This window comes from Vibrio coralliilyticus, assembly GCF_024449095.1.
Classification (GTDB): domain Bacteria; phylum Pseudomonadota; class Gammaproteobacteria; order Enterobacterales; family Vibrionaceae; genus Vibrio; species Vibrio coralliilyticus_A.
Genome location: NZ_CP024627.1, coordinates 2,258,109 through 2,284,238, shown reverse-complemented (window position 1 = coordinate 2,284,238; position 26,130 = coordinate 2,258,109). Strand labels below are relative to the sequence as shown.

Genomic DNA, 26,130 nt, shown 5'->3' with positions numbered 1-26,130 from the left:
TTTCCGAATTGGAAACCTGACTCTTCTCGCGTCATTTTGCCCTGATAGAATTCCTCTCACTTTAATGATTGTAAGAGTGTGTCATTGAGAAAGTATGGAATCTAATCACTTAACCGTTATGGTCACTGGCATTGAGGGAACGCGCTTTTTTAATCTATCGTTCCGGGCTATTACAGGGATTAAGTACTCGCTGTTATTTATTGCTGTGGTGTTCTTTACCTTGCTTGGACTTTTGTCGATTCTAGCGGGCGATGCTTCTGATTCCGAACGGGAAAAAAGTGAACTGTTGAGTAAAGCCTATTCTCTCGAAAAAGAGTTAATACGCTCACACGAATTTCAGAGTGACTTAGAAAGCCACCTGACGAGAAAGAAGCAAGATCTCGCTTACGTGACGGACAAACTGCGTGATATTGAGTCTGCGCTAGAGCTTTCCAACGAGTCCTTAGATTTAAGAGATAGAGTTGATAGCGCGGCGCTTAGTACTGCGGTTCGTCATCAGATGATGCAATTGATACCCAATGGACGACCAGTTAAAGCGGGTTATCTTTCTTCCCATTACGGTCGCAGGGTGCACCCAGTCACCAAAATGAAAGCCATGCATCATGGTATTGATTACGCGGTTAATGCTGGAACTCCAATTTACGCCCCGGCTGATGGCATTATCGAAGTGGCGAGAAAAAGTAATAAAGGCTCAGGCAATTTCTTAAAACTGGCGCACTCATTCGGTTTTACTTCTTCTTACTCTCACCTGAGTGCATTCAAGGTGAAGCGTGGAGATTACGTTAAGAAAGGTGATTTGATTGGTCTGTCGGGTAACTCTGGGTTATCGACTGGGTATCACCTGCATTATGAGGTTCGTTTGGTGGGGCGCTCTCTGGATCCATTGCCTTTCACCAAATGGGAAATGAATAACTTTGACTCGATTTTCGAATCGAATAAGGACGTAAAATGGGATTACTTGGTAAACAGAATCGAGAATCAAATAGCCACTGCTCTCAAACTGTCATCGCGGAAGGAGGCTATATTGAAGGACAACTCAAGCTTACTTGTAACATCCAGATAGATGGTCAAATAAAGGGCAGTATTGAAACCGATCGAAGTGTCACTATCAGTGCGACGGGCTCAGTGGATGGTTCAATTCGAGCCGAGCGTTTAATCGTTAATGGTCGCTTTCTTGGCAAGGTGTACACCAAAAGCTTGGAGATTCTTGAGCACGGTTACCTTGAAGGGGAGGTGTCTGCCACAGAGTTCACTATTCAGAAAGGCGGTGTCTTTCTTGGGAATTCAAAGAATGTCTCCACAGAAGAAGTTGTGAATCTAGACGCTGCGAAAAAGACATCAAAACCAAAGACGAAAACAGAACAAGGTAAAGTCGAGCAGTGCGCTTGAGTCGTTACTAGGCTCTTTAAAACGAAAAAAGACGTCCTAGGACGTCTTTTTTCTTGAATTTGGCTCCCCCTGCGGGGACTCGAACCCAAATAGAACGATACTATTTCCTGCTTGGTCTAATCCTGTGCTGAGACAGTTTAGGTGTAGGGCAAATGACCTATCTGTGCACCTAAAGTCAGTTGCTAGCTTTATTAACAATTACTTTATGCTGCTTAAAGAAAAGCTCGATACGGGTTCAGTGTTCTATGTATGGCGCAAGCGAGAGGACAAGGTGCCGTCACACAACTATCGCGTGATGTTGTTTACTGACTACAGCAAACATTTTGTCCTCACCATATGCTGGGACAAGCGCAACGAATTGGTTGAGCACCTCAAAGAGGCTTGGCAAGAAGCGATAGAGGAGCACTATAGCGGCAAAGCGCGCTCATTGGTATTACTTGACACACCCAACTTTGTACAGAAAGGAGCCATTAGTATATTGGCCAGCTTATTCTAATTCTGAGTTGGGCGTGTCTGTTAATCACTCGAAGTCACTGATAATAACACTTAGGTGTGATTCCATGATGCTGCGTGTGAGGCTGGGACGCAACGAGTGCAGCTACAAAGTTACCTATTTGAGTATCGATGCACGAAAGAGATAAATGCTATTGATGAGTGAATTACTAACGTGAGGGGCTGAAGGAACAACGGTCACACTCTAGCGCATTGCTGAGAACAAATAGAAGTTATCAGCCCTGCTCCCTCTATGGATTGAGTAGAATAGGCCTCATTAAAAAAATGGTAGTAGAATTAACAGTGAGTTACAGAGTAGTACGGCTAACGGAGCTGATGACGCATGAGTTCGGTCAAGTCGAAGGGGATATAGAAAGGTTAACGGAAAGGGCGCTGAGTTCTGCAATCCCTTATGGGATGAGTTTCTCTCGTTTTATGGACAAACTCGAAAGTGGTGAGTTGGCTCTGTTGACGGACACTCCATCTAAGCCAGTGATGCTCCGTGATGGAATGAGTAAATCGTGGAGCTTGTCTACTGAAGGGCAAGAGGTCTTATCGCCAGAGGCAAAAAACGCCTTTCTCTCTAGAGCGAAAATATCTCGTGGAGCGGTAAGTAGAGCAGCGTCAAGTCAAAGCCGTGCGGCATACGCTCCAAGCATCGAAGAGACCTATGTCCCTGAGCCCATTAAGCCTGATACTTCTGATGCACCACCCCAACTCAGTTATGAATATTGCTTTGAAATTGCGTGCTCTGAGGACACGTTCAAAAAAGCGTGGGCTGTGCGTTTCAACTGGGCAAGACCAAACAAGAATCCATGATTGGTCGCTGGCAAACTGAGCCCACGGAACACGGTACTAAGTACATTGCTCACACGGCCTTTGATGAGCCGAAAAAATTGTTTGCGAAAGTGGCGGACAGCTCAATGGGCATCAACGTACCTGACAGCGTGCAAGTGAAACCAATAGGCTCCGGTGTCGTGGAAGAAGCATTTATCCCAGTCGTCCCATCGGTGCAGCTAGGAGAGCGATTAGGACTGCCAACAGAAGGTTACTATTACCACTTTCATAACGACCGATTAGTGCAAGAGTACAAGCTGCTGGGTGAAGGCAAGTGGGCATTTTACGCTACATGTTCCACGCATGAGCAACTGAATGATGAGCAAGGCTACAACCGACTGCAAAGTGCTATCTTGGTGTACTGGAAACTGGCAGGCCAAGACGTTGAAAACCAGAGCCTTGTTTACCTTGAACAGCAAATCACCCGAGAAGAGCTTGATAATCTCAATGACGACTGGGTGGCTCAGCACGGTATCAAGCTTGATATCAATGAACTGCTTTCGGTGTCGAAAGAAGCTCACGTCGAACGACAGCCGGACTCAGCGCAGGATAAGCCTAGTGCTGAAATAAAGACATACAACAAGCTTGCCAATTCAATTTATGATTACTCAAGGCCTTACCTCCTTGGTTCCACTGCAAAAGCTGTTAATTCGGAAGGTGTGGTTCATGAAGATCTCGCCATCGTTAACTTAAAAGAGGTTGAAGAGCAGATAGAGTTCCAATTGGGCTTTGCGAGGGTGGAAGAGTCTCAGTCTCTCAGTGATTATTGGGAACAAGCGCTAAGTGGTGCCTCTTCGAAAACGAAATCCCTGATCCAAGAACACAACCAACATCTGAATGACCCCTTAATTCCTGGAGAAATGGTTATCTTCCTAACGAAGGCGCCGTCTTCAAAAGAGGAAAAAGCCAAGCTAACGTCATTAAAAGAGAATTCAGAGTTAGCCAGTGAAGAGCTGGGTAAGTTGAGTCCCGACCAAGTCGAATTGCATCAAGCTTACTTTGAAGTAATAGAAAATAAGCTGGTGGAGTATTGGAATGCGGGTAAGCCGTCGGACGTATTCGCATACATGGGAGCTACAGTTGGAACAGTCGCGCCTGCAATGCAGAAAAATCTGGAAAATGTATCTTCATCACTTAAAAAGATTGATCGTCTATACCTCGATCTCCTAGCGAAAAAAATCGATCGTTCAAGCTTTGCTCGACAAAGGTTAGGTCTGAAGAAAATCCTCGATAAGCAGCTGGATAAACTTACGCAACAGACTCTGAAGATACCAATCGACCAAGGGTTTAAGGAAAGTTTAGGGATAAATTCTACTAAGTCACTCATTCACAACGCCGATGAAATATTAAAGACAGGCTCGGTTCCTGAGCTGGGAGCCCGTGTAGCGAACACCGCTAAGTGGATAACCTACGCGGAGAAAGCAGGAAAACTATCGTTAGGACTTGGAGTTGCGAGTGGCGTATACAATGTTACGCAAAACTGTAAGTCGTTAGCTTCATGCACTCGTCAAGCCGCAATTGAAACGGGAGGTGTAGCTGGTGGATGGGCTGGAGGATTGTTAGGTGCTGGTATAGCCGGTCTGTTTGTTGTTGGTCTATCGATAAGTGCTGCACCAGTCGTGATGTTGCTTTATGCAGGGGGAGCTCTGGCAGGTGGGTTTATTGGTTCTGGCGCTGGCAAAGGGCTTGTTGAAGAAAAATATGACCTGTTAGGCCTTGATAGTTACCTTGATTCCGTTGAAAAAGAATTGGAAGAAGGTATCCCAGTAGAAGTGGAAACCTATATTAATTCAAATAGATATAGTAATTTTAACATGTCAAAAGCATTTTAAGAGTATATGATGACAGACGTTTTTATCCATATTCACAAGTTGGCTAGCCTTTGGGTATTTATCTGGATATTGCCATTTATGTTCTACTCTTATCGCTATTGCTTCGGTGATCAGCGATATATTGATGAGCTGATTGACAATTTGTCTAAAGAACCAGAGCAGTTTAAGGAAAAGTGGTATCTGAATACGTCAGGCCTAGGGGCCGGAGGATTGTTTGTGATGTATGCACTCTTCTATCCTTTAGTGCGTTATAGGGCTAAAAAGAGAACCATGAAATTTGATTTTTTTATGTGGGCTAACTTTGCTTTTTTGCTAAGCTTTCTCATTTAGCTTATTTACTTTGTTAGTATTCAATTGAATTAATGACTTGTAACTACGTTTTTCCAGTGGTGTTTAAATCTTTGATAGGGCTTGTGTTTTTTGCATGGGCTCTAGTCTATTTTTATCATCTTGTCGTCTATTCTTTAGGCGACAAAAAGCACATAAATCAATTAGTAGACAACTTGGCGAAAGAGCCTGAAAGCTTTAAGAGCAAAAACTACATTGCTATGAATAGTATGGGGGCGGGTGGTCTATTCTCATACTTCTGCTTGGTTTATCCTTTTGTAAGACATCGAAGAAGAGAAAAGAAGTGTTCTTCTGACGTTTTTATGTTTTTGAATTGGTTGTTTTTTATGGCCGTGTTTTACATCTTTTTTTTCGTATAAAGGCTTAATATCACAATCATTTTTGTTAGGGTTTCATGCTTTTTTACAGAGAACACCTTTCTTCAAATAGATTCGTTGAGACAAAAGTGGGGAGCGTAATTGCTCCCCATTGTCATTTTTTAGCTTTGGCTGGTGGCACTTTTGACTTCTAACCAGTTGTTTGTTACTTCAGCTAATGTAGATTCTAAACGCTGTTGCTCGGTTATTTGTTGGTTCTTGAGTTTAACTTGAGGATCAATGCCTTGCAGGAGCGTCTCCATCGCTCCAAGAGCTCTCTTTCTTGCATTAGTGAGTGGAAGGGCTAGGGTAGCTGCCAAACGTCATGTTAGCGCGTTTACCGCTGTGCGGGCGTGTATAGTTGAATAACTAGGTCTTTGTACCGTTTGGTTTTACACGTAGACGAAGGCCGTTACCATCAAAGAGTGTAAATTCTTTATCTTGTGGTTTAGTGTTGAGATTTGTTTATCTGTTAAAGATTTAGTAGTTCTTTCCATCATTGGTACACCGTAAATTGGAACATACGGACAATGTATTTATTTGTGTAACTAAACTTCTAAGCTAGTACGAGTCAGGAAAAGACGTTAAGAGAATACAATTCCTTGAAATAGCTAGGTTTAGATACAAAAAAAAGACGTCCTAGGACGTCTTTCTTCTTGAATTTGGCTCCCCCTGCGGGACTCGAACCTGCGACATACGGATTAACAGTCCGCCGTTCTACCACCTGAACTAAGGGGGAATTGTGTTTAAGCGCTGCGAATATTATCGATGAGACGAAATTCTGTCAACCTCAAAATTGCCTCATTTCTCTAAATTTTTTTGTTAAAAAATGCTTTACTTTTTTGTAGCCCTTGACGTGTATAGGCTAGGTTTACTTATCCACCAAAATTGTGGATAACTGTGTTAATGAATCTTGAGCAATGAATAAATCTAGCAATAATAGGGTTTTAGCTCTAAAAATAATCAATCAGGATCATGAGCTAACTTGTTGTATAATAAAGCATCAAAGCAGGCTTAGATCGTACTTTGTTCCGTCAATAAATTTTTGAACGATGTGGGTAAGTTTAAGTTTTATAGAAAAATGTGGGTAAGCTGTGGTTAGTTTTTGGAGTTTTCAAGAGAGGGATCTCGAGTAGGGCGAGAGATAATAGCAGGATTGAAGATAGCGATCTAGCATTAGCAGAGCAAATTTTTTAAAACAGAGGGTTATTTTCTCTTCAGCTATTGTATCTGTATATCTATACAGTCAAAATAGACCGGATGTCTTCTTCATTTTCGGGCGAGGTGCAAATGAGCAAAGTTTTTGATTTGGTGTCGGATTACCAACCATCAGGTGACCAGCCAACCGCGATTAGCCAGTTACTGGATGGGTTAGATTCGGGCCTCGCTCACCAAACTTTGTTGGGGGTGACTGGCTCAGGTAAGACGTTCACCCTTGCTAATGTCATTGCGCAGGCGCAGCGTCCGGCCATTTTATTGGCACCGAATAAAACGCTAGCAGCACAGCTTTATGGAGAGATGAAAGCGTTTTTCCCTAATAATGCGGTTGAGTACTTTGTGTCTTACTATGATTATTATCAACCTGAAGCCTATGTACCAACAACGGATACCTTTATAGAGAAAGATGCGTCTGTGAACGCGCATATCGAGCAAATGCGTCTCTCAGCAACCAAAGCCCTACTGGAACGGAAAGACGCCATCATCGTCGCTTCTGTGTCCGCGATTTATGGTCTGGGTGATCCGCAGTCCTATTTACAGATGATGCTGCATATCCGCCGTGGAGACGTGATGGACCAGCGTGATATCCTGCGCCGTTTGGCGGAGCTGCAGTATAGTCGCAATGATGTGGCTTTTGAACGAGGTCAATTTCGTGTACGTGGTGAAGTGATCGATGTTTTTCCTGCTGAATCGGATCAGGATGCTGTAAGAATCGAAATGTTTGATGATGAGATCGATTGCATTAGTATTTTCGATCCTCTCACAGGCGTTGTTAAACAGCGCGATTTACCTCGTTTTACCATCTATCCGAAAACGCACTATGTGACGCCCAGAGATAAAATCCTAGAGGCGATAGAGAACATTAAAGTTGAGCTGGAAAGTCGAAAGAAATACTTGCTGGACAACAACAAACTACTTGAAGAACAACGTATCTCCCAGCGAACCCAGTTCGATATTGAAATGATGACTGAACTTGGTTTCTGTTCGGGAATTGAAAACTACTCGCGCTATCTCAGTGGTCGCAGTGAAGGTGAGCCGCCACCGACTTTATTTGATTATTTGCCTCATGATGGCCTGCTAGTGATCGATGAATCGCATGTGACGGTGCCACAAATTGGTGCCATGTTTAAAGGCGATCGATCTCGCAAAGAAACATTGGTGGAATTTGGCTTCCGCTTGCCTTCAGCCTTGGATAATCGCCCGCTAAAGTTTGAAGAGTTCGAATCTCTTGCACCACAAACCATTTTTGTCTCTGCCACACCGGGTAACTATGAGCTGGAGAAGTCCGATGGTCAAATAGCCGATCAAGTCGTACGTCCAACGGGCTTACTCGACCCTGAGTTAGAAGTTCGCCCAGTCGCAACTCAGGTGGATGATTTGCTCTCTGAGATTCGGATTCGTTCTGCTAAAGACGAGCGTGTCCTTGTTACGACTCTGACAAAACGGATGGCAGAAGATCTGACCGAGTATCTAACAGAACATGATGTTCGTGTTCGTTATCTTCACTCTGATATCGATACGGTTGAGCGAGTCGAGATTATTCGTGATCTGAGGTTAGGTGAGTTTGATGTACTGGTTGGTATCAACCTGTTACGAGAAGGCTTAGATATGCCGGAGGTCTCGCTAGTAGCTATTCTGGACGCTGACAAGGAAGGTTTTTTACGCTCAGAACGTTCGCTCATTCAGACCATAGGCCGTGCGGCACGTAATATTAGTGGTAAGGCGATTCTTTATGCTGACACTGTCACGAAATCGATGCACAAGGCAATGGGAGAAACTAACCGTCGCAGAGAGAAACAGCAAGCATACAATGATAAGATGGGTATCAAGCCTCAGGCTCTGAAACGTAATATCAAAGATATTATGGAGCTTGGGGATATTGCTAAGAGCAAGAAGCCACGAGCAAATAAGCAGGTTCCGTTATCCAAAGTTGCAGAGCCCTCACAATCATACAATGCGATGACGCCTCAGCAACTTGAAAAAGAGATTAGCAAGCTGGAAGCCCAGATGTATCAGCACGCCCAAGATTTGGAGTTTGAAGCAGCGGCTGAGAAGCGAGATCAGATAGAGAAGTTACGTCAGCAGTTTATTGCCAACAGCTGATCCTATGCACCTCTGACTGACAGGTAAAAAAATAGCCAGTAGAAAGAATTCTATTGGCTGTAATTTGTGAATACTAAGTTCACTAACAACGTCAGTTGGCTAGGTGACCCATGAGGGTCAATTTGGTAGCAGCATTTAGCGTGCCAATTTTTTTACGCCAATTTTCGCGCATTTCTCGTTTTTTTAGTATTTAATTTGCAAAATGCAAAGCGCAATGCAATCATTTATACAAATTGCAAAGAAAAAATCGGCTAGGTTATGCAACACAATACGCAAACACAAAAGTCTAAATACCTTTTGATGGTGGAAGATACCGCATCGGTTGCGGCGTTGTATCGATCTTATCTCACCCCATTGGGTATCGACATCAATATTGTTGGTACTGGGCGCGATGCTATTGAAAGCCTCAACTTTCGCACTCCTGATTTAATTTTGTTGGATCTTCGCCTTCCCGACATGACGGGGATGGATGTTTTACATGCTGTAAAGCAGAAAATGCCGGATGTGCCGGTGATCTTCATGACGGCTCATGGATCGATTGATACTGCTGTAGAAGCCATGCGTCATGGTGCGCAAGACTTCTTGATTAAGCCATGTGAAGCAGATCGTCTTCGTGTCACGGTGAACAATGCTATTCGTAAAGCAACCAAGCTTAAAAATGAAGCAGATAATCCCGGCAACCAGAATTATCAGGGGTTTATAGGCAGTAGCCACACTATGCAGGCTGTCTATCGTACCATTGACTCGGCGGCATCCAGTAAAGCCAGTATTTTTATCACTGGGGAAAGCGGTACCGGTAAAGAGGTCTGTGCTGAGGCTATTCACGCCGCGAGTAAACGTGGTGATAAGCCGTTTATAGCGATCAACTGTGCGGCTATCCCCAAAGATCTGATTGAAAGTGAACTGTTTGGCCATGTGAAGGGAGCTTTCACCGGCGCAGCCACTGATCGACAAGGTGCGGCTGAGTTGGCTGATGGAGGCACGCTGTTCCTTGACGAGCTGTGTGAGATGGATCTGGATCTGCAAACTAAGCTACTACGCTTTATTCAGACGGGTACCTTCCAGAAAGTCGGCTCTTCGAAAATGAAAAGCGTCGATGTACGTTTCGTTTGTGCAACCAACCGAGACCCTTGGAAAGAGGTGCAGGAAGGCCGCTTCCGTGAAGATTTGTATTATCGTTTATACGTGATTCCATTACATCTACCCCCTTTGAGGGAACGTGGCGATGATGTCATAGAAATTGCTTATTCTCTGCTAGGCTTTATGTCTAAAGAGGAAGGAAAAGACTTTGTCCGATTAGCACCAGAAGTGGTGAGTCGATTCTCTCAATATGAGTGGCCTGGTAATGTTCGCCAGTTGCAGAATGTTCTGAGAAATGTAGTCGTGCTCAATAATGGCGAAAATATCTCCTTGGATATGCTGCCGCCACCGTTGAATCAACCTGTGGAAAATCAGATTAGGGTTGATCTGCAAGACAAGGACAGCTTTTCTGTGCATGACATTTTCCCTCTGTGGTTAACAGAGAAGAAAGCTATCGAGCAAGCGATTCAGGCGTGCGAAGGAAATATCCCTAAAGCCGCAGGTTATTTGGATGTGAGTCCATCGACTATCTATCGCAAGCTACAAAACTGGAATACAAAGGAAACACAGTAATCGATCATGGAAGTGTTGAATCAAACTAAAATAGACCGACTGGCGAATGAGATAGGCACCGATAACGTTCCTGTGCTGCTTAATATCTTTCTGGGTGAATTAGCTCAGTACATAGAAAAGCTGAGTACTGGTGAGGAGCTAGACAAAGATGCGTATCTGAAAGAGATTAGCCATGCGCTAAAAAGCAGCGCCGCCAGTTTTGGCGCGGAAGCTCTCTGTGCCTATGCGGTTGAGATTGATGCGAAAGCCAAGTCTGGTCAATCACTTGACCTTAATGACACTCAGCATCAGATGGTTACGTTGCTGAATGAAACCCAGCAACGCTATCAAGCTCTACTCGCGCAGTAACGACTCAATGGCAGATTGCAGCTTGGATCTGTCATGTCGCCAGTCTCGATTCGGTGAAGCGAGAGGTGTTGTTACGCAATTCCAGTCACTCAGTTCAGGATGAGGCTCTTCACCCAAAACCACATTAATTTTTCGACCGCGACAGGCACGTTCACACCATTCTAGTTTTTCTTTCAGAGTCATCTTACCCGCAGGGCCGTATTCTGGAGAGAGGTTCTCAACGAAAACAAGCTGGGCTTTTTGATTGTTCTCAATTGCTCGGCCAATTTCAGATAGCAGCAAAGGTGGCATAATACTGGTTAGAAAGCTGCCGGGGCCAAGAATGATGGCATCGGCTTGCTCTATCGCGAGTACCCCCTCGCTGGTAGCTGGGACTTCGGGTTCTAAATCGAGACGAACTAATTTTTCTGGCATCTCATCGACGCTGGTTTCTCCCGTTACCCACTGGCCGTTTGTCGCGAGTGCTTTTAGATCAGAAGGGTGCTCGGTCATTGGGATGATATTGACGTCCACTTTGAGCATGTTTCGGATCAGATTTGTTGCATCTAATGGACGAACAGAGAGGTTATCGAGAGCGGTTAGCATCAGGTTACCGAGGTTGTGTCCGTCGAGTTCACCAGAGCCTTTAAAACGGTATTCAAACATCATCGAGCTGATGGAAGGATCGGTAATTAACTGATTAATACAATTGCGAGTGTCACCCCAAGCAATCCCTCCCTGACAGTTTCGGATCCTGCCTGTCGAACCACCGTTATCGGTTGTGGCAACTATGCCTGTTGCGTTCTCACCAAAGTCTTTCAAAGCCGATAGCATACGCCCAAGGCCGTGACCACCACCAACAGCAACTACTTTTTTTGTACAGTACAGAGTCATTAATTTTGTTCTTATTTGATCATATTCATCTACAATCTAGAATAATCGAACGATGCAAAGTACTCAATACGAGGTATTTTGGGTTCTGGGTGTGATTTTTTTATCTTGAGGGTAGAAACACACACAATTATTAAGTATTTTATCGTCAGCTACTGTTTTTAAGCTTGGTCTTAACTGGCAGTTGCCATAACTCCGAGCTCATCGGGCTAAGTTCATAGTGAATAAGCGTGCTGAGCCAGTGACAAATTGTCACAAGGGCATAATTGGAAATGATTATCGCCTCCCGTGTTTGGAAAGGTGTTCCGTGGCGCAACAATTCGAAGATAGATTTCAGCGCAAGTTTTATTACTTGCGCCTCTCCGTTACAGATGTCTGTAACTTTAAATGCACATATTGCCTGCCTGATGGTTATAAACCATCGGGGCAGAAAAACTCGTCTTTTTTAACCCTTCCTGAGATTAAACGTGTGGTCAGAGCATTCGCCGACTGTGGTACGTCGAAAGTACGGATCACTGGAGGGGAACCGAGTCTACGCAAAGATTTCACAGATATTATTCATACGGTTGCTAACACTCAAGGTATTAGTAAAGTCGCGACGACCACCAATGGTTACCGGATGGCAAAGCAGGTAGCTGACTGGAAGCAGGCAGGACTGACGCATATTAATGTTAGCGTTGATAGCCTTGACCCACGCATGTTCTATCAAATCACCGGTGAGAATAAGTTTACAGAAGTCATGGCGGGCATCGATCGGGCGTTTGAAGTTGGCTATGAGCAGGTCAAGGTCAATGTGGTGCTAATGAAAGACCTTAACTCTCACGAATTGCCGGCATTCTTACATTGGATCAAAGATCGCCCCATTCAACTGCGCTTTATTGAGCTAATGCAAACTGGTGAAATGGATCAATTATTTCACAATCATCATGTGTCGGGTGTCGCGATTCGTAATCAACTGATTGCTAATGGCTGGCTACTTAAAGCTCGTGCAAACAATGATGGCCCAGCTCAAGTGTTTGTTCACCCTGATTATCAGGGTGAGATTGGTCTTATTATGCCTTATGAAAAAGACTTCTGTGAAAGCTGCAACCGCTTACGAGTCTCGGCTAAAGGTAAATTGCACCTTTGCCTGTTTGGTGAGCATGGCGTTGAGCTGCGTGACTTATTGCAGCAAGATGAGCAAGAGCAAGCACTTATTCAGCGCATTCAAGAACAGTTACAGACTAAATCAGTGAGCCACTTCCTCCACGACGGCAATGCAGGTATGACACCGCATCTCGCGTCAATTGGCGGCTAAACGCTGATATTCAATTTCAAATCATACTATGTTGGCTAAGTCTCAGGCTTAGCGTAACCAGAACAAATCGAAATAGGTAGGTGAACAAATGGGTCACGCAGAAAGCAAATTTCAACCAGCAAACATTGCCGTATTAACCGTCTCCGACACACGTACAGAAGAGAACGATACTTCTGGTGCGTATTTGGTTGAGAATGCGAAAGAAGCGGGTCACAACGTTGTTGATAAGCAGATCGTCATCGACGATATGTATAAGATCCGTGCCATTGTTTCTCAGTGGATTGCGGATGAAAACGTACAAGCTGTGATGATAACTGGTGGTACGGGTTTTACTTCTCGCGATAGCACTCCAGAAGCGCTGAAACCTTTGTTTGATAAAGAAGTGGAAGGTTTTGGTGAGTTGTTCCGCCAAGTCTCTTATGAAGAAATTGGCACGTCTACCATTCAGTCTCGAGCGATTGCAGGTTTTGCTAATCATACAGTGATTTTTGCCATGCCAGGTTCAACAGGTGCTTGTCGCACGGGGTGGACGAAAATCATCAAACAGCAATTGGACGCCAGCCATCGCCCATGTAACTTCATGCCACACCTTTCGGTATAAGTGGGGGCATTATGAGTCAATTCACTCACATCAATGCCTCCGGTGAAGCCAACATGGTCGATGTGTCGGCTAAAGACGACACGGTTCGTGAGGCACGAGCGGAAGCTTTCGTCCATATGGCTCCAGAAACGTTACAGTTGATTGTTTCGGGTCAACATCATAAAGGGGATGTATTCGCAACGGCTCGAATTGCAGGTATTCAGGCGGCGAAGAAAACTTGGGATCTGATCCCTCTTTGTCATCCACTTCTTCTTTCGAAAGTCGAAGTGCAGTTGGAAGCGATTGAATCTGAAAACATGGTTCGTATTGAGTCTGTGTGTAAACTAGCAGGTAAGACTGGGGTAGAGATGGAAGCGCTCACCGCAGCGTCAGTGGCTGCGTTGACCATCTACGATATGTGTAAAGCGGTACAGAAGGACATGGTGATTGGTCAGGTTCGTCTGCTGGAGAAAACCGGTGGCAAGTCTGGTCACTTTAAGGTGGATTCATGATTAAAGTTCTGTTTTTTGCTCAAACTCGTGAATTAGTCGATACCGATTCACTCGAACTAGAAGCTCGCTTTGATACTGTTGAGGCTCTACGCGCAGAGCTTGCAACGCGTGAAGGTAAATGGGACTTAGCGTTGGAACCCGGTAAATTATTGGCAGCGGTGAACCAGTCGATTGTACCGCTAGAACACCCTTTGAGTGATGGTGATGAAGTGGCGTTCTTCCCACCCGTCACAGGAGGTTGATAATGAAACGTGTGTCCGTTCAGTTCGAAGATTTCTCTGTTGGTACTGAGTACGAGGCTCTCGCACAGGGCACAGCCTCTGGCGCGGTTGTGACATTTGTTGGCAAAGTACGAGATATGAACCTTGGCGATAATGTTACAGGGCTCTCTCTGGAGCATTATCCAGGGATGACAGAAAAAGCACTCGGTGAGATTTGCCAACAGGCTGAGCAGCGCTGGCCTTTGCTTGATGTTCGCGTCATTCACCGTGTCGGTGATTTGGATATTGGTGCTCAAATCGTATTTGTTGGTGTATCCAGTGCACACCGCGGTGCTGCGTTTGAAGCTTGTGAATTCATTATGGATTATCTAAAGACTAAAGCACCATTCTGGAAAAAAGAACGCACAACGGAAGAGACTCGCTGGGTTGAATCCCGGGAGTCGGATGCGAAAGCCGCTGAACGTTGGAAATAATAAGGAAACAGGCCTTCTTGATGATGGGCCTGTTTTGTATTTGATTTACATTTACATTTACATTTTGTGGATGGTGCCTCGTTGGTGTTTTTTGGCAAAGAACAAGGCTTTGTCTGCAATTCCCACAAACTGTTCCGCGGTCATATCTGCGGGGATTGGATCGCAATGACGAATCCCAACAGTAATTGTTAGGTATTGAGAAACGTGTGATGTGTCGTGTTCAAGTGCGAGAGCAGCGATCGTGTCGAGGAGGTTCTGAGCATGCTGAATGCAGTTTTGCTCTGAAATGCCGGGCACAAACACCAGAAACTCATCTCCTCCATATCGAAAGCACAAGTCGCTATCGTGAGCCCATTGCTTGATAGCTTTTCCTAACGCTTTTAACGCTTCATCTCCTTTGATGTGTCCATAGTGATCATTGAACTCCTTGAAACAATCAATATCGATCATAAATACCGCCGCACCGAGGTTATTTTGCCTTGCGAGTGTTATCGCGTCGGGTAGCAACGCATCCATTGCGTAACGGTTATAGACTTGAGTGAGGTGCTCTCGGTAAGTGAGTCGTTCAAGCTCCAATTGTTGTTGGGCTAGTTTGTCGAGAGCTCGTTGATATTCGGAGATATTACGCACTGTCCATAACACGTATTCCGTGTTGGGCAATGGGATGACCAAGGCGCTGAAATGTTGAATTTCAATTGGTCCCTGAATCCCCTCAAAACATGTGAGATCTTTCGGGTTGAGTGAGTAACTGAGTTCAGCGGGCTTTTGTGTATTGATGACATCAACGATCACCTGACTGAACCAGGTTGCCTTGTCGGCAGGTAAAACTTGCTCTTGGTTAAGGCCGATCAAGGAGGCAGGGTTATGATGGCGTTTCGTGTCTGTGCCACCCCAAGCTTCAATATAGACCCCAGACTTGTTGAGTAAGAATGTCGGTTCTGGTAGTGATTCAAAGACAGCATGCATGAGATCTGGGTTATTGGCGACTGCCGCTGAAAATGTCGAGCTCACGAGTCTTATCCTTACGGTTCTTGTCTCCCTTAACTATAGTTTACCCATAGAATAAGTGACTTATAAAAATACAACTCTCAATAATATGATCGTAAACATGATAAAAAGAGCGCTAATTATTGCATTCGTGGTGGGGACTCTACTGAATTTAATCAACCAGTATGATGCAATCCTAGGTGAGGCGACTATCCATTGGACTAAAGTGCTTTTGACCTACTGCGTGCCTTTTTGTGTCTCACTGTTCAGCAGTTGGTTAGCAACACGTGATGCTCAGGCCCATTATTCCGATGATTAGTTTTGTGATAGGTAGCGCCTATTGGAAAAATTGTTGTTTTCCATTTAGTAAAATCAAGAAATTAGGCAACAATTACACTATGACAAACGTGATTTGCACGTTAAGGAGACACAAATGGAATCATTGAAAGTCAGAGATTACATGACACTGCAAGCAGTGACGTTCAAGCCTGAAATGTCGCTAAGTGCTGCGTTGGACAAAATGATGAAGTCGAGTTATCTCGGTGGACCGGTTATTAACGAGAAAGAAGAAGTCATAGGCTTTCTTTCAGGTCATGACTTACTCGATAAGCTGGTTAAGGTCAGTTATTACTGTCAGGATACTCACATTGTGTCAGATTGTATGCATCCCGAAGTTATTTCGGTGGGGCCGGATACTTCGATTATTGAGTTGGCAGATATGATGCAGGTAGGTAAGCCTAAAGTGTACCCTGTTATAGATAATGGGAAATTGGTTGGGATCATCACTCGCCGAGATGTGTTAAGGGCAGTAGCTAGGAACTTGGATGATTGCTTTAAGCATCCGGTATAGTTATCAAGCAAAAATGATAAAGAGAGGCGCAAATGAGCGCCTCTTACTTTTATTATCACCAATAAATATCGGGGAAGAGAATGCAAAGCCAGAGCGCAAAATTTGTTGAAGGCTCCACTATGCGCCATATTTTGGTGATGTCTGGGGCTGGCTCTGTTGGTTTGATGGCCCTATTTGTTGTTGACTTACTGGACATGCTGTTCATCAGCATGTTGGGGCAAGTCGAGCTAGCGGCTGCCGTTGGTTTTGCAGGCACTCTGGTATTTTTCTCCACCTCGATTTCAATTGGTACCTCAATTGCAATGGGCGCGTTGGTGTCCAAAGCGATTGGCGCTAAACAACGCGCTCATGCTAGGCACCTAAGCAGTAGTATTATTGCCACGGCGTTTGTTATCAGTAGCGTGGTTAGCGCTGTGATGTTTATTTGTATCCCCGAGTTGTTGCAGGCGATTGGTGCGAAAGGGTACGTGGCAGAGCGTGCAGAAGCTTATTTGAGAATACTGATCCCAAGCGGCCCTGTGATTGCTATTGCCATGTCCGCGGGAGCAGGTTTAAGGGCGGCTGGAGACGCAAAGCGCTCCATGTGGGCGACGCTTGCAGGCGGTATTGCTAATGCGATTCTTGATCCTATTTTTATCTTTGGTTTTGGTTGGAATGTTGAAGGGGTAGCGATTGCCACCGTCTTTGCCCGCTTTACCGTGTTGTTTTTTTCTATCTATCCGCTGATTCGCGTTCATCAACTAGTTGCACCGCTATCTTTGTCCGATTGGAGCCGTAATCTCAAAGCAATTTTGATGATTGCGATTCCAGCCATTATCACCAATATCGCGACCCCGATTGGCAACGCAATCGTAACAACGTCAATTGCACAATATGGCGAAGATTTTGTCGCAGGTTATGCGGTTATCGGGCGTCTGATCCCAGTGTGTTTTGCGGTGATATTTGCTCTGTCGGGGGCAGTCGGGCCAATCATAGGTCAAAATTTTGGAGCTGAGCGATTTGATCGTGTGCGTGATACGTTAAACAACTCACTCATCGTGACCACTACTTACACGATTCTGGTTTGCTTCATTCTCTACTTCGCACAATCGTTGGTGATTTCTGGGTTCAGCTTGAAAGGTGATGCCGCCGTTATCGTCTCTGCCTTTTGTACCTATGTGGCTGTGAGCTTTATTTTCAATGGGGCGCAATTTGTTGCCAATACCTCTTTCAATAACCTTGGTAAGCCGTTGTATTCGACAGCATTAAACTTAGGTAAAGCGACGTTGGGGACCTTGCCGTTTGTTTATTTAGGTTCGAGTTGGTTTGGGGCGCTAGGCGTGCTGTATGGTCAAGCGTTTGGGTCGATTGTATTTGGTATCCTAGCGACCTTTGTTTTACGTATGCACTTGGCCGATTTAATGAAAGGTGAAACCACAGAGCTGGTGGAGGAAGATCCCTCGATTACCAGTATCAACTCTCAGCCGTTTTGTACTCATGATGCTGTCTTGATTGATGAAGTGGCCAGTCAGAAAGACATCTTGCCTCAGGAAGTAAAAAATAGTTGACCTTGGAGTTGACTCCAAGGTTTATGATTAAGGTGTACATTCAATGGAGATAAACTTATGTGCACCAAACATCAAGCATGTCGTTCAGATAAAGTAGCGGTTAATCCCTCAAATACAGGCTCTTGTGCCAGCCCAAAAATTTCGACCATCAAGGTTGCAGGCGTTGAAATGGCAGATTCTGGCTGCTGTAGCTCAGACAACTGCACTAGTGGTACGGATCCAGCCGATGAGGAAAGTGACTCCGGCCGGTTACAAAAACCAAATGTGACGCAAAGCTGGAAAATCGGTGGTATGGATTGCCCATCCTGCGCGCGAAAAATTGAAACTGCCGTCAACAAAGTTGATGGTGTTGTTGAAGCAAAAGTTCTGTTTGCGACAGAAAAATTGGTTGTAAAAGTAGGCCACTCTGGTGTGGCACAACTGGTTGAACAAACTATTCTTGATACTGGCTTTAGCTTTGCCAGTCCCAACTCTTCTTCTAATCAAAAAACGGCTTCTGGCTGGAAACATATCTTCAAGCAAAACGCCCAGATTATTGCCATTGCATCGGCGATGGCGGTTGCGGCAGTGCTCAAACCGGCTCTTCCTCTAGTCAGCGAATGGATGTTTATTCTAACGTGTTTGGCTGGCCTATATCCCATCGGTAAGAAAGCCATTGTATTAGCCAAATCAGGTACGCCCTTTGCCATTGAAACACTAATGAGTGTGGCAGCACTGGGTGCTCTTTATTTGGGGGAGACTGTCGAAGCAGCCATGGTATTGCTGCTGTTCTTGATTGGTGAGCAGTTAGAGGCTTTTGCCGCTTCTCGAGCCCGAAGCGGCGTTCAAGCCTTGATGGAATTGGTGCCGGAAACCGCGACTAAAATTATTGACGGCCAGCGTGTTGAAGTCTCAGCCAGTGAGTTGCAACCTGGCGATATCATTGAGGTCTCGCCTGGAGCAAGATTGCCCGCAGATGGCAAATTAATCGGTGACGTAGCCAGTTTCGATGAAAGTGCACTCACCGGTGAATCCATCCCAGTCGAACGTTATCAAAATGAATCCGTCATGGCTGGTGCCGTTGTGGTGGACAAAGTGGTGCGCTTTACCATTACCTCTAAACAAGGTGAGAACGCCATTGATCGTATTCTTCATCTAATTGAAGAAGCAGAATCACGTAAAGCGCCTCTGGAACGTTTCTTAGATAAATTTAGCCGTTGGTACACGCCACTCATGATGCTGGTATCGCTGTTTGTGATTATCGTACCGCCAATGTTCTTTGCTCAGCCTTGGGAAACTTGGGTATACCGCGGCCTAGCGTTGCTGTTGATTGCATGCCCTTGTGCACTGGTGATCTCCACACCAGCAGCGATTACATCAGGGTTGGCGGCAGCAGCAAAACGTGGGGCTCTAATTAAAGGTGGAGCGGCGTTAGAACAACTTGGAAAGATTGAAACCATTGCCTTCGATAAGACGGGTACTTTGACTAAAGGTAAACCGGAAGTGACGGACATTATCACATTTGGTGATGTTAGAGAGTCCGAAGTACTCGAAAGTATCGCGGCTATTGAGGTGGGTTCAAGTCATCCTCTGGCAGTCTCGCTGGTGAACAAAGCCAAATCAACAGGTGTCCACTTACCGGAAGCTTTGGACAAACAGGCGTTGATCGGTAGTGGAGTCCGTGGTGTGGTGAATGGGGTTGTGTATCAGGCAATTGCACCAAGTAAGCTTGGGTTTGAGTTGAGCGGTAACATCGAATCTCGTATTCAGCAGATGGAAGAGCAAGGTAAGACGGTCGTAGTAGCTGTGCAGAATGAAGATACGGTGATGGGCTTGATTGCTTGGCAAGACACCTTGCGTGAAGACTCCGCCAAAGCCGTGAAGGCGCTGAAAGGCTTAGGCATTAATTCGATCATGTTAACGGGTGATAACCCTCGCAGCGCGCAAGCGATCAGCTCGATGATCGACATTGACTTTAAAGCCAGCCTGCTGCCTCAGGATAAAGTAACCTATGTTGAGGAGCTGTCCTCCAACGCGAATGTCGCTATGGTTGGCGACGGCATCAATGATGCTCCTGCGATGAAAGCATCAAGCATCGGGATCGCTATGGGCGGTGGTACGGACGTTGCTCTCGAAACCGCAGATGCTGCAATTACTCACAACCGATTGGTGGAGCTGGCAAGTATGATAGAGCTGTCACGTGCGACACTAAGCAATATTCGTCAGAATATCTTCTTAGCCCTGGGTCTGAAGGGAGTGTTCTTAGTGACCAGTTTATTGGGTATTACTGGCCTCTGGGTGGCAGTATTAGCAGATAGTGGGGCAACAGCGATTGTGACGTTGAATGCGCTTCGGCTATTGAAATTCAAGTCTCAGCAGGATTAGCCCATTCACAACATTTCTGATTAAACGCTCAGCCTCTGTATTTATGGTGCAGAGGCTGTTTTTTATGCAACACAAGAAGCCGATTTGTATAAAAATGTGATACCAACCGATTTTATGTGCAAGGTTAATTCTGTTTGCGCTCATCTATGTGAGTTTAATCACTCTTTGGTGAGGCTGAGTCAGATAAAGTATTCCTGTACCCAATGAAATTTAAAGAACGAAAAGATTCGGACGCTGAATCAAGTTTCGTCAAAACAAGGAGCCCCCTATGTCTCAAGCCGTATTTCACTTAGGTGTTACTGAAGCTGATCTTGCTGGTGCGACACTCGCGATTATTCCAGGTGACCCAGCTCGCGTTCAGAAAATCGCTGAAGAGATGGAAAATCCAGTATTTTTGGCTAGTCACCGTGAATACACCCTGTACCGTGCAGAGCTAGATGGCAAGCCAGTTGTGGTTTGTTCTACAGGTATCGGCGGCCCTTCAACTTCAATCGCGGTTGAAGAACTGGCGCAACTTGGTGTACGTACTTTCTTACGTGTTGGTACTACAGGTGCAATTCAGCCACACGTTAACGTTGGTGACATGATTGTATCAACAGGCTCGGTTCGCTTGGATGGTGCAAGTCTTCACTTTGCTCCAATGGAATTCCCAGCAGTGGCAGATTTTGAAGTGGCTACAGCAATGAAAGCGGCGGTTGAAGAGTCTGGTGCCACTGTTCATATGGGTGTAACAGCATCAAGCGATACGTTCTACCCAGGTCAAGAGCGTTATGATACGTTCTCTGGCCGTGTGGTTAAGCGCTTCCAAGGTTCTATGAAAGAATGGCAAGATATGGGTGTGCTGAACTTTGAAATGGAGTCTGCGACACTGCTAACCATGTGTGCTAGCTCAGGCTTGAAAGCTGGCTGTGTGGCAGGTGTTATCATCAACCGTACTCAGAAAGAGATCCCAGACCATTCAACGTTGAAAGAAACAGAAGCGCGTTCAATCAAAGTTGTGGTTGAAGCTGCACGCAAAATGCTTTAATTCTCCGTAGATAGTGAACCTGAAGCCTCACATTGGTATGTGAGGCTTTTTTGTTGTGGGTATCATTGAGAGCTGATGCGTTAGCCGATTAATCTCTCTTGGGCAACGCTTTGCTGGTTGACTAGCACCGTTTGTGCTCGCTTGAAGAAGTTAAAGTCTGTTGCAGTCGCACTGGTATAGGCTCCCATCATACGCCCAACCACTAAGTCACCGTTGTTCAACTTGGGTAGCATGATGTTTTCAGCAATCACGTCAATGCTGTCGCATGTTGGTCCTGCTAAAACGCTCGGTAAGCATTCACCCTCTTTATTTAAGGTTGTCAGTGGGTATTTAGCGTCATCGAACATTAACCCACTAAAGGAGCCATAGATACCGTCATCAAGGTAATACCAGATTTGTCCATCACGCTCTGCTTGCCCCATAACTGAAGCGACACTCGTCATAGCTTGAGCGACAATAAAACGCCCTGGCTCAGCGATAACTTGAACGGTTTCAGGTAGCTGACTCAATGCTTGATTTATCGGCTGGCAAAAGAGCTCAATAGGCATTACTTGTGAGTTGTAGCTGACAGGGAAGCCACCGCCAATATCCAATGTGCTCAAGGCTGGTAGATTTTGAACAACCACCTGTTCCATCACTTCGCAGCAAGTGTTGATCGCATCCACATACTTCTGTGGATTCATCGTCTGAGAACCGACATGAAATGACAAACCCTTGATGTGAATATTCCACTCTTGAGCTTGAGCAATTAACTCTAGCGCTTGTTTTGGAGTGCAACCAAACTTTTTCGACAGATCAGCGAAGGCCTCAGAGTTACGAAAACTTAAGCGAACCAACAACTCGACTTCATCTCGATAAGCAACAAACTTTTCCAGTTCATTGATGTTATCTACTACAAAGACTTTGCATCCATAAGCAAGAGCGTCACGAATGTCGCTATCGCGTTTGATTGGGTGAGTGTGAATAGTTCTTTCAGCAGGTACACCTTGTTGTGCGACCAACTCAACTTCTCCACTGGTGGCTAGGTCGAAACTGGCTCCTTCTGCTAACAGTGTTTGCACCACAGCAGGATGTGGCAAAGGCTTCAGTGCAAAGTGAAGAGTGACATTTGGTAATGCGCGACTCAAAGCTTGGTATTGCTGACGTACTACATCGCAGTCCAGTAACAAAAGTGGTGAGCCCAATTGATCTATAGACGATTGGATAAGTTGTGACTCTTGCGCAGATAGTGCGTTAGAAGTGTAAGACTGAAAATCAAGGACAGAATGAGCGATAGCCATGGTTAATCTCCAACAAAGTTAAGACACGTTCACTAAGTGATAGGTAGAACGTGGAGCGTCAAAAAATGCGCAATGCGCAGTCAAAGTCACTCTTGGATAGTTGCTCTATCGCCTTGCCACAAACTGCTGTGATGTACTCGGATTGGCTATCATCAAGAAGCGAGGTGATAGTAAAAGCATCAATCCTTTCGATCAATAGCGGAACCTAGAAAAGAAAATGAATAATTTTTGTCGTTACGATAAGAGATTATTGAGTCATTTCCGCGTAGTTAAAAATCGAGAGAGGCTAACACTGACAGTGTTAGCCTGTTGTTGCTAGCTGTATGCGATTTTAGGTAAAGGCTGGTATAGGCTTTCTGTCATGTCGGATAGCATCTGGTCGTAAACTTGTGAAATGATCAGTGAGATATCGGTGGTTAGTTGATAAAGCTCTTCTATTGATAGCAGCATCTCATCGGATGCACTGACTTCAGACAAGGTATGCATGGCTTTAGAGCTAAGTGGTGAAGCAATTGACATTGGGCAGATAAGCGACAGTTGATTGAGCTTACGTCTCGATTTATCGCAGTAGTACTTCACACGCAGCATTCCTTCTGGGTAATGGGCCTCTTGAATGGACACACGTAATTGAGTCAGCACCTCCATACTGTCTAGTACCTGCTGCCAATTGAGGTGGTACTCGTCACTAAGCTCTTCTCTGCCGGATTCAATCAGCCAAGCAATCGCAACTTCATCCATTAGAAACAGGCAATGGCGTATCGCATGACCATGAATGACTTGATTGCGCGCAACAGAACGTTGTGACCAGTCTTTATGTAACCCTTTTAGTTTGAGCTGCAGTATTCGATACATGGGTTTGTTCTCAAATTGTGCAACGGAGATAAGTTCACCGGATGTATCTATCATCTGATTATAGAGACGGTCTAACTCAAGATGTGTGTATGATGGACTTTGATTGAACAGCGCTTGATGAGTCAGAGACCTATGCTGTCGGCTGAGTAGTAACACCTTCCTAAGTAAGACCAGAATGTCGAACTTTCTTTGAAGTGTTGACTGACGGTGTTTTGAAAAGTGAAATAGTGCCAGCAAAATACTGAGTGATATAACGATAGAAATAAGCACAAACATAACCAACTCCTTGTTGCTTGATACCTCTTTATAGGTAGAGCAGGTTCGGTGCCAGAAATTTATCAATTATATTTCAATGGTTTATTTATATTAGGTGTACTGGTGTGCTCTTAGAAGGTGCACCAGCTCACCAAAAGTGTGAAATAGGGCACAAAAAAGCCCCGCTACACCAGAGGGCGGGGCTTGAATAACTAAAAGTCAGTTGACTTACATGACACGCATGCCTGGCTGGGCACCTTCGTGCGGCTCTAGGATCCAAAGATCACTGCCACCTGGGCCTGCTGCCAGTACCATGCCTTCAGACATACCAAACTTCATCTTACGTGGTTTAAGGTTTGCCACCATGACTGTGTGCTTACCAATCAGATCTTCAGGCTTGTAAGCGGACTTAATGCCTGCAAATACCTGACGCACTTCACCACCGATATCCAACTTCAATTTGAGAAGCTTGTTTGCTTTTGGTACTTCTTCACATTCAACGATCTTAGCAATACGAAGATCAACTTTCGCAAAGTCATCAAACTCGATTTCGTCCGCAATTGGCTCTTTATCAAGTTCAGTCTGGCTTGCTTGGTTCTTTGCTGCTTCTGCCGCTTCTTTTGCTGCAACTTCTGCTGCTGCATCTTCTTTTGAAGCTTCAACCATGGCTTCAACCTTCTTAGGATCGATGCGGTTGAATAGCGCTTTGAACTTAGTGATTTCGTGACCAGTTAGTGGTGCAGCGATACCTTCCCAAGTCAGTTCTTCGTTTAGGAAGCCTTCAGTTCGTGCAGCAAGCTCTGGCATAACTGGTTTCAGGTAAGTCATCAGAACGCGGAATAGGTTAATACCCACAGAACAGATGTCTTGCAGTTCTTGGTCTTTACCTTCTTCTTTCGCTACAACCCACGGTGCTTTTTCATCAACGTATTGGTTTGCTTTGTCTGCTAGCGCTGTGATTTCACGGATAGCACGGCCAAACTCACGAGTTTCAAAAAGCTCTGCGATACGATCAGCGGCTGCAACGAATTCGTTGTATAGCTCAGGCTCAGCGAAGTTGTCAGATAGCTTGCCTTCAAAACGCTTAGTGATAAAGCCTGCGTTGCGAGACGCTAGGTTAACGATCTTGTTGACCACGTCTGCGTTAACACGCTGAGTGAAGTCTTCAAGGTTAAGATCTAGATCATCTATACGGCTGTTTAGTTTAGCGGCGTAGTAGTAACGCAGACATTCTGGATCTAGGTGGTTTAAGTAAGTCGCGGCTTTTATGAACGTGCCTTTTGACTTGGACATCTTAGCGCCGTTTACCGTAACGTAGCCGTGGACGAATACGTTGTTTGGCTTACGGAAGCCAGAGCCTTCAAGCATTGCCGGCCAGAATAGCGAGTGGAAGTAAACGATGTCTTTACCGATGAAGTGGTAAAGCTCAGTTGTGCTGTCTTTATTCCAGTACTCATCGAAATCTAGGTCATCGCGCTTGTCACATAGGTTTTTGAATGAGCCCATGTAGCCGATAGGGGCATCGAGCCATACGTAGAAGAACTTGTCTTTCTCGCCTGGGATTTCAAAGCCGAAATACGGTGCATCACGAGAGATGTCCCACTGTTGAAGACCAGACTCAAACCACTCTTGCATCTTGTTCGCTGTTTCAGCTTGAAGTGAGCCAGAGCGTGTCCACTCTTGCAGCATGCTTTCAAACTGAGGTAGATCGAAGAAGAAATGCTCAGAGTCTTTCATTACTGGAGTTGCGCCAGATACTGCTGATTTAGGCTCAATCAGTTCAGTCGGGCTGTAAGTCTCACCACAGTTATCACAGTTATCACCGTATTGGTCTTCTGACTTACACTTAGGACAAGTCCCTTTTACGAAACGGTCCGGTAGGAACATCTCTTTTTCAGGGTCGAAAAGCTGAGAGATAGTGCGGCTAGAAATAAAGCCGTTCTTTTTCAGCTCAAGGTAGATGTGCGAAGCCAGCTCACGGTTCTCTTCAGAGTGCGTGCTGTGGTAGTTATCGAAGCTAATATCGAAGCCAGCGAAGTCTTTCTGGTGCTCTTCACTTACTGCAGCGATCATCTCTTCTGGCGTAATTCCCATCTGTTGTGCTTTTAGCATGATTGGCGTGCCGTGAGCATCGTCAGCACAGATGAAGTTTACAGTGTTGCCACGTAGGCGTTGGTAGCGAACCCAGATATCAGCTTGAATGTGCTCAAGCATATGACCTAGGTGAATCGAACCGTTAGCGTACGGAAGGGCACAAGTGACCAGTAGTTTTCTTGGATCGTTTGCCATACTTAATATTCGCTTCTTAAGGTGTATGAAAAAATAGAGAGTAATACTACCTTATCCCACCAGTGACTCCAAGGAGTCATCAGCGTGATTACCTTAGTTTTTTCGGGGTTCAGTCCAGCGCCGCTCAGTGCTACGATTAGATGCATAAGG

At 45.2% G+C, this 26,130-nt stretch carries 22 protein-coding genes, 1 tRNA gene, 1 pseudogene and 1 riboswitch; of the genes and pseudogenes, 18 read left to right on the top strand and 6 right to left on the bottom strand.

Annotation, left to right across the window (positions count from 1 at the left end; all coding sequences use genetic code 11):
• Positions 1–94: 94 nt before the first annotated feature.
• The 5 genes and pseudogenes from CTT30_RS10635 (at position 95) to CTT30_RS10615 (ending at position 4,880) form a co-directional block, all read left to right on the top strand.
• Positions 95–1,063, top strand: a complete 969-nt coding sequence (locus tag CTT30_RS10635) for a M23 family metallopeptidase (RefSeq protein WP_021458195.1) — start codon at positions 95–97, stop codon at positions 1,061–1,063.
• Entirely contained in the window at positions 949–1,389 is a 441-nt protein-coding gene (locus CTT30_RS10630; RefSeq protein WP_252035146.1) for a bactofilin family protein, read from the top strand. The genes CTT30_RS10635 and CTT30_RS10630 overlap by 115 nt, the downstream gene beginning before the upstream one ends.
• A 163-nt stretch (positions 1,390–1,552) precedes the next feature.
• The gene (locus CTT30_RS10625) at positions 1,553–1,885 is read left to right on the top strand and encodes a YagK/YfjJ domain-containing protein (protein WP_239865565.1); all 333 of its coding nucleotides are present in this window, start codon (positions 1,553–1,555) and stop codon (positions 1,883–1,885) included.
• A gap of 281 nt (positions 1,886–2,166) precedes the next feature.
• A pseudogene (locus tag CTT30_RS10620) lies at positions 2,167–4,550 on the top strand (LysM peptidoglycan-binding domain-containing protein).
• A gap of 9 nt (positions 4,551–4,559) precedes the next feature.
• Positions 4,560–4,880, top strand: a complete 321-nt coding sequence (locus CTT30_RS10615; RefSeq protein WP_255905716.1) for a hypothetical protein — start codon at positions 4,560–4,562, stop codon at positions 4,878–4,880.
• 1,037 nt (positions 4,881–5,917) lie between these two features.
• Here CTT30_RS10615 and CTT30_RS10610 read toward each other — a convergent pair.
• A tRNA-Asn gene (locus CTT30_RS10610) sits at positions 5,918–5,993 on the bottom strand.
• Between the two features lie 551 nt (positions 5,994–6,544).
• Between CTT30_RS10610 and uvrB the strand changes: the two genes are divergently transcribed.
• From uvrB to luxU, 3 genes are all read left to right on the top strand, one after another.
• Positions 6,545–8,575, top strand: coding sequence for an excinuclease ABC subunit UvrB (uvrB, locus tag CTT30_RS10605; RefSeq protein WP_239838169.1), 2,031 nt, complete (start codon positions 6,545–6,547; stop codon positions 8,573–8,575).
• Between the two features lie 258 nt (positions 8,576–8,833).
• Positions 8,834–10,228 carry a quorum-sensing sigma-54 dependent transcriptional regulator LuxO gene (gene luxO, locus CTT30_RS10600; RefSeq protein WP_239838170.1) on the top strand — a complete coding sequence of 465 codons (1,395 nt, stop codon included), beginning with the start codon at positions 8,834–8,836 and terminating at the stop codon, positions 10,226–10,228.
• 3 nt (positions 10,229–10,231) lie between these two features.
• On the top strand, positions 10,232–10,576 hold the full coding sequence (gene luxU, locus CTT30_RS10595) for a quorum-sensing phosphorelay protein LuxU (RefSeq protein ID WP_252036641.1): 345 nt from the start codon (positions 10,232–10,234) through the stop codon (positions 10,574–10,576).
• Here luxU and yvcK read toward each other — a convergent pair.
• Positions 10,562–11,449, bottom strand: coding sequence for a uridine diphosphate-N-acetylglucosamine-binding protein YvcK (gene yvcK, locus CTT30_RS10590; protein WP_252035145.1), 888 nt, complete (start codon positions 11,447–11,449; stop codon positions 10,562–10,564). The genes luxU and yvcK overlap by 15 nt on opposite strands.
• Positions 11,450–11,627: 178 nt before the next feature.
• Positions 11,628–11,765: riboswitch (molybdenum cofactor riboswitch) on the top strand.
• Here yvcK and moaA point away from each other — a divergent pair.
• From moaA to moaE, 5 genes are all read left to right on the top strand, one after another.
• Positions 11,754–12,743 (top strand): GTP 3',8-cyclase MoaA, encoded by a 990-nt coding sequence (gene moaA / locus CTT30_RS10585; RefSeq protein ID WP_239838172.1) that lies wholly within the window; start codon positions 11,754–11,756, stop codon positions 12,741–12,743. Its footprint overlaps the riboswitch before it by 12 nt.
• 88 nt (positions 12,744–12,831) lie before the next feature.
• Positions 12,832–13,344 carry a molybdenum cofactor biosynthesis protein B gene (gene moaB / locus CTT30_RS10580; RefSeq protein ID WP_239865573.1) on the top strand — a complete coding sequence of 171 codons (513 nt, stop codon included), beginning with the start codon at positions 12,832–12,834 and terminating at the stop codon, positions 13,342–13,344.
• An 11-nt stretch (positions 13,345–13,355) separates the two neighbouring features.
• Positions 13,356–13,835 (top strand): cyclic pyranopterin monophosphate synthase MoaC, encoded by a 480-nt coding sequence (moaC, locus tag CTT30_RS10575; RefSeq protein ID WP_252035144.1) that lies wholly within the window; start codon positions 13,356–13,358, stop codon positions 13,833–13,835.
• The gene (gene moaD, locus CTT30_RS10570; protein ID WP_239838175.1) at positions 13,832–14,077 is read left to right on the top strand and encodes a molybdopterin synthase sulfur carrier subunit; all 246 of its coding nucleotides are present in this window, start codon (positions 13,832–13,834) and stop codon (positions 14,075–14,077) included. Before moaC ends, moaD begins: the two co-directional genes overlap by 4 nt.
• Complete coding sequence (gene moaE / locus CTT30_RS10565; RefSeq protein ID WP_252036640.1) at positions 14,077–14,529, top strand: molybdopterin synthase catalytic subunit MoaE; 453 nt, start codon at positions 14,077–14,079, stop codon at positions 14,527–14,529. Before moaD ends, moaE begins: the two co-directional genes overlap by 1 nt.
• Before the next feature lie 57 nt (positions 14,530–14,586).
• On the opposite strand, the gene CTT30_RS10560 is transcribed toward moaE, so the two are convergent.
• A complete protein-coding gene (locus CTT30_RS10560; protein ID WP_252035143.1) occupies positions 14,587–15,540 on the bottom strand; it encodes a sensor domain-containing diguanylate cyclase in 954 nt (317 codons plus the stop codon).
• Positions 15,541–15,625: 85 nt separating this feature from the next.
• On the opposite strand from CTT30_RS10560, the gene nrtS reads away from it, so the two are divergent.
• The 5 genes from nrtS (at position 15,626) to udp (ending at position 21,304) form a co-directional block, all read left to right on the top strand.
• Positions 15,626–15,835 (top strand): nitrate/nitrite transporter NrtS, encoded by a 210-nt coding sequence (nrtS, locus tag CTT30_RS10555; RefSeq protein WP_252036639.1) that lies wholly within the window; start codon positions 15,626–15,628, stop codon positions 15,833–15,835.
• 114 nt (positions 15,836–15,949) lie between these two features.
• Entirely contained in the window at positions 15,950–16,366 is a 417-nt protein-coding gene (locus tag CTT30_RS10550; RefSeq protein ID WP_239838177.1) for a CBS domain-containing protein, read from the top strand.
• Positions 16,367–16,446: 80 nt separating this feature from the next.
• Complete coding sequence (locus CTT30_RS10545; RefSeq protein ID WP_252035142.1) at positions 16,447–17,913, top strand: MATE family efflux transporter; 1,467 nt, start codon at positions 16,447–16,449, stop codon at positions 17,911–17,913.
• Between the two features lie 57 nt (positions 17,914–17,970).
• On the top strand, positions 17,971–20,277 hold the full coding sequence (locus CTT30_RS10540) for a zinc/cadmium/mercury/lead-transporting ATPase (RefSeq protein ID WP_252035141.1): 2,307 nt from the start codon (positions 17,971–17,973) through the stop codon (positions 20,275–20,277).
• A 268-nt stretch (positions 20,278–20,545) separates the two neighbouring features.
• Positions 20,546–21,304 carry a uridine phosphorylase gene (gene udp / locus CTT30_RS10535; protein ID WP_239838180.1) on the top strand — a complete coding sequence of 253 codons (759 nt, stop codon included), beginning with the start codon at positions 20,546–20,548 and terminating at the stop codon, positions 21,302–21,304.
• Positions 21,305–21,384: 80 nt separating this feature from the next.
• On the opposite strand, the gene CTT30_RS10530 is transcribed toward udp, so the two are convergent.
• The 3 genes from CTT30_RS10530 to metG all read right to left on the bottom strand — a co-directional run bounded on the left by CTT30_RS10530 (position 21,385) and on the right by metG (position 25,980).
• The gene (locus CTT30_RS10530; RefSeq protein WP_252035140.1) at positions 21,385–22,584 is read right to left on the bottom strand and encodes a type III PLP-dependent enzyme; all 1,200 of its coding nucleotides are present in this window, start codon (positions 22,582–22,584) and stop codon (positions 21,385–21,387) included.
• Positions 22,585–22,899: 315 nt separating this feature from the next.
• Positions 22,900–23,712: a hypothetical protein gene (locus CTT30_RS10525; protein ID WP_252035139.1), complete on the bottom strand. Its 813-nt coding sequence runs from the start codon at positions 23,710–23,712 to the stop codon at positions 22,900–22,902.
• 207 nt (positions 23,713–23,919) lie between these two features.
• On the bottom strand, positions 23,920–25,980 hold the full coding sequence (metG, locus tag CTT30_RS10520) for a methionine--tRNA ligase (RefSeq protein WP_252035137.1): 2,061 nt from the start codon (positions 25,978–25,980) through the stop codon (positions 23,920–23,922).
• Positions 25,981–26,130 lie beyond the last annotated feature (150 nt).

Bases quoted from the DNA above. Each gene is read 5' to 3' on its own strand.
- CTT30_RS10635 (WP_021458195.1), top strand. From the start codon at position 95: ATGGAATCTAATCACTTAACCGTTATGGTCACTGGCATTGAGGGAACG.
- CTT30_RS10630 (WP_252035146.1), top strand. From the start codon at position 949: ATGGGATTACTTGGTAAACAGAATCGAGAATCAAATAGCCACTGCTCT.
- CTT30_RS10615 (WP_255905716.1), top strand. From the start codon at position 4,560: ATGACAGACGTTTTTATCCATATTCACAAGTTGGCTAGCCTTTGGGTA.
- uvrB (WP_239838169.1), top strand. From the start codon at position 6,545: ATGAGCAAAGTTTTTGATTTGGTGTCGGATTACCAACCATCAGGTGAC.
- luxO (WP_239838170.1), top strand. From the start codon at position 8,834: ATGCAACACAATACGCAAACACAAAAGTCTAAATACCTTTTGATGGTG.
- yvcK (WP_252035145.1), bottom strand. From the start codon at position 11,449: ATGACTCTGTACTGTACAAAAAAAGTAGTTGCTGTTGGTGGTGGTCAC.
- moaB (WP_239865573.1), top strand. From the start codon at position 12,832: ATGGGTCACGCAGAAAGCAAATTTCAACCAGCAAACATTGCCGTATTA.
- moaC (WP_252035144.1), top strand. From the start codon at position 13,356: ATGAGTCAATTCACTCACATCAATGCCTCCGGTGAAGCCAACATGGTC.
- moaD (WP_239838175.1), top strand. From the start codon at position 13,832: ATGATTAAAGTTCTGTTTTTTGCTCAAACTCGTGAATTAGTCGATACC.
- nrtS (WP_252036639.1), top strand. From the start codon at position 15,626: ATGATCGTAAACATGATAAAAAGAGCGCTAATTATTGCATTCGTGGTG.
- CTT30_RS10550 (WP_239838177.1), top strand. From the start codon at position 15,950: ATGGAATCATTGAAAGTCAGAGATTACATGACACTGCAAGCAGTGACG.
- CTT30_RS10545 (WP_252035142.1), top strand. From the start codon at position 16,447: ATGCAAAGCCAGAGCGCAAAATTTGTTGAAGGCTCCACTATGCGCCAT.
- CTT30_RS10540 (WP_252035141.1), top strand. From the start codon at position 17,971: ATGTGCACCAAACATCAAGCATGTCGTTCAGATAAAGTAGCGGTTAAT.
- udp (WP_239838180.1), top strand. From the start codon at position 20,546: ATGTCTCAAGCCGTATTTCACTTAGGTGTTACTGAAGCTGATCTTGCT.
- CTT30_RS10530 (WP_252035140.1), bottom strand. From the start codon at position 22,584: ATGGCTATCGCTCATTCTGTCCTTGATTTTCAGTCTTACACTTCTAAC.
- CTT30_RS10525 (WP_252035139.1), bottom strand. From the start codon at position 23,712: ATGTTTGTGCTTATTTCTATCGTTATATCACTCAGTATTTTGCTGGCA.
- metG (WP_252035137.1), bottom strand. From the start codon at position 25,980: ATGGCAAACGATCCAAGAAAACTACTGGTCACTTGTGCCCTTCCGTAC.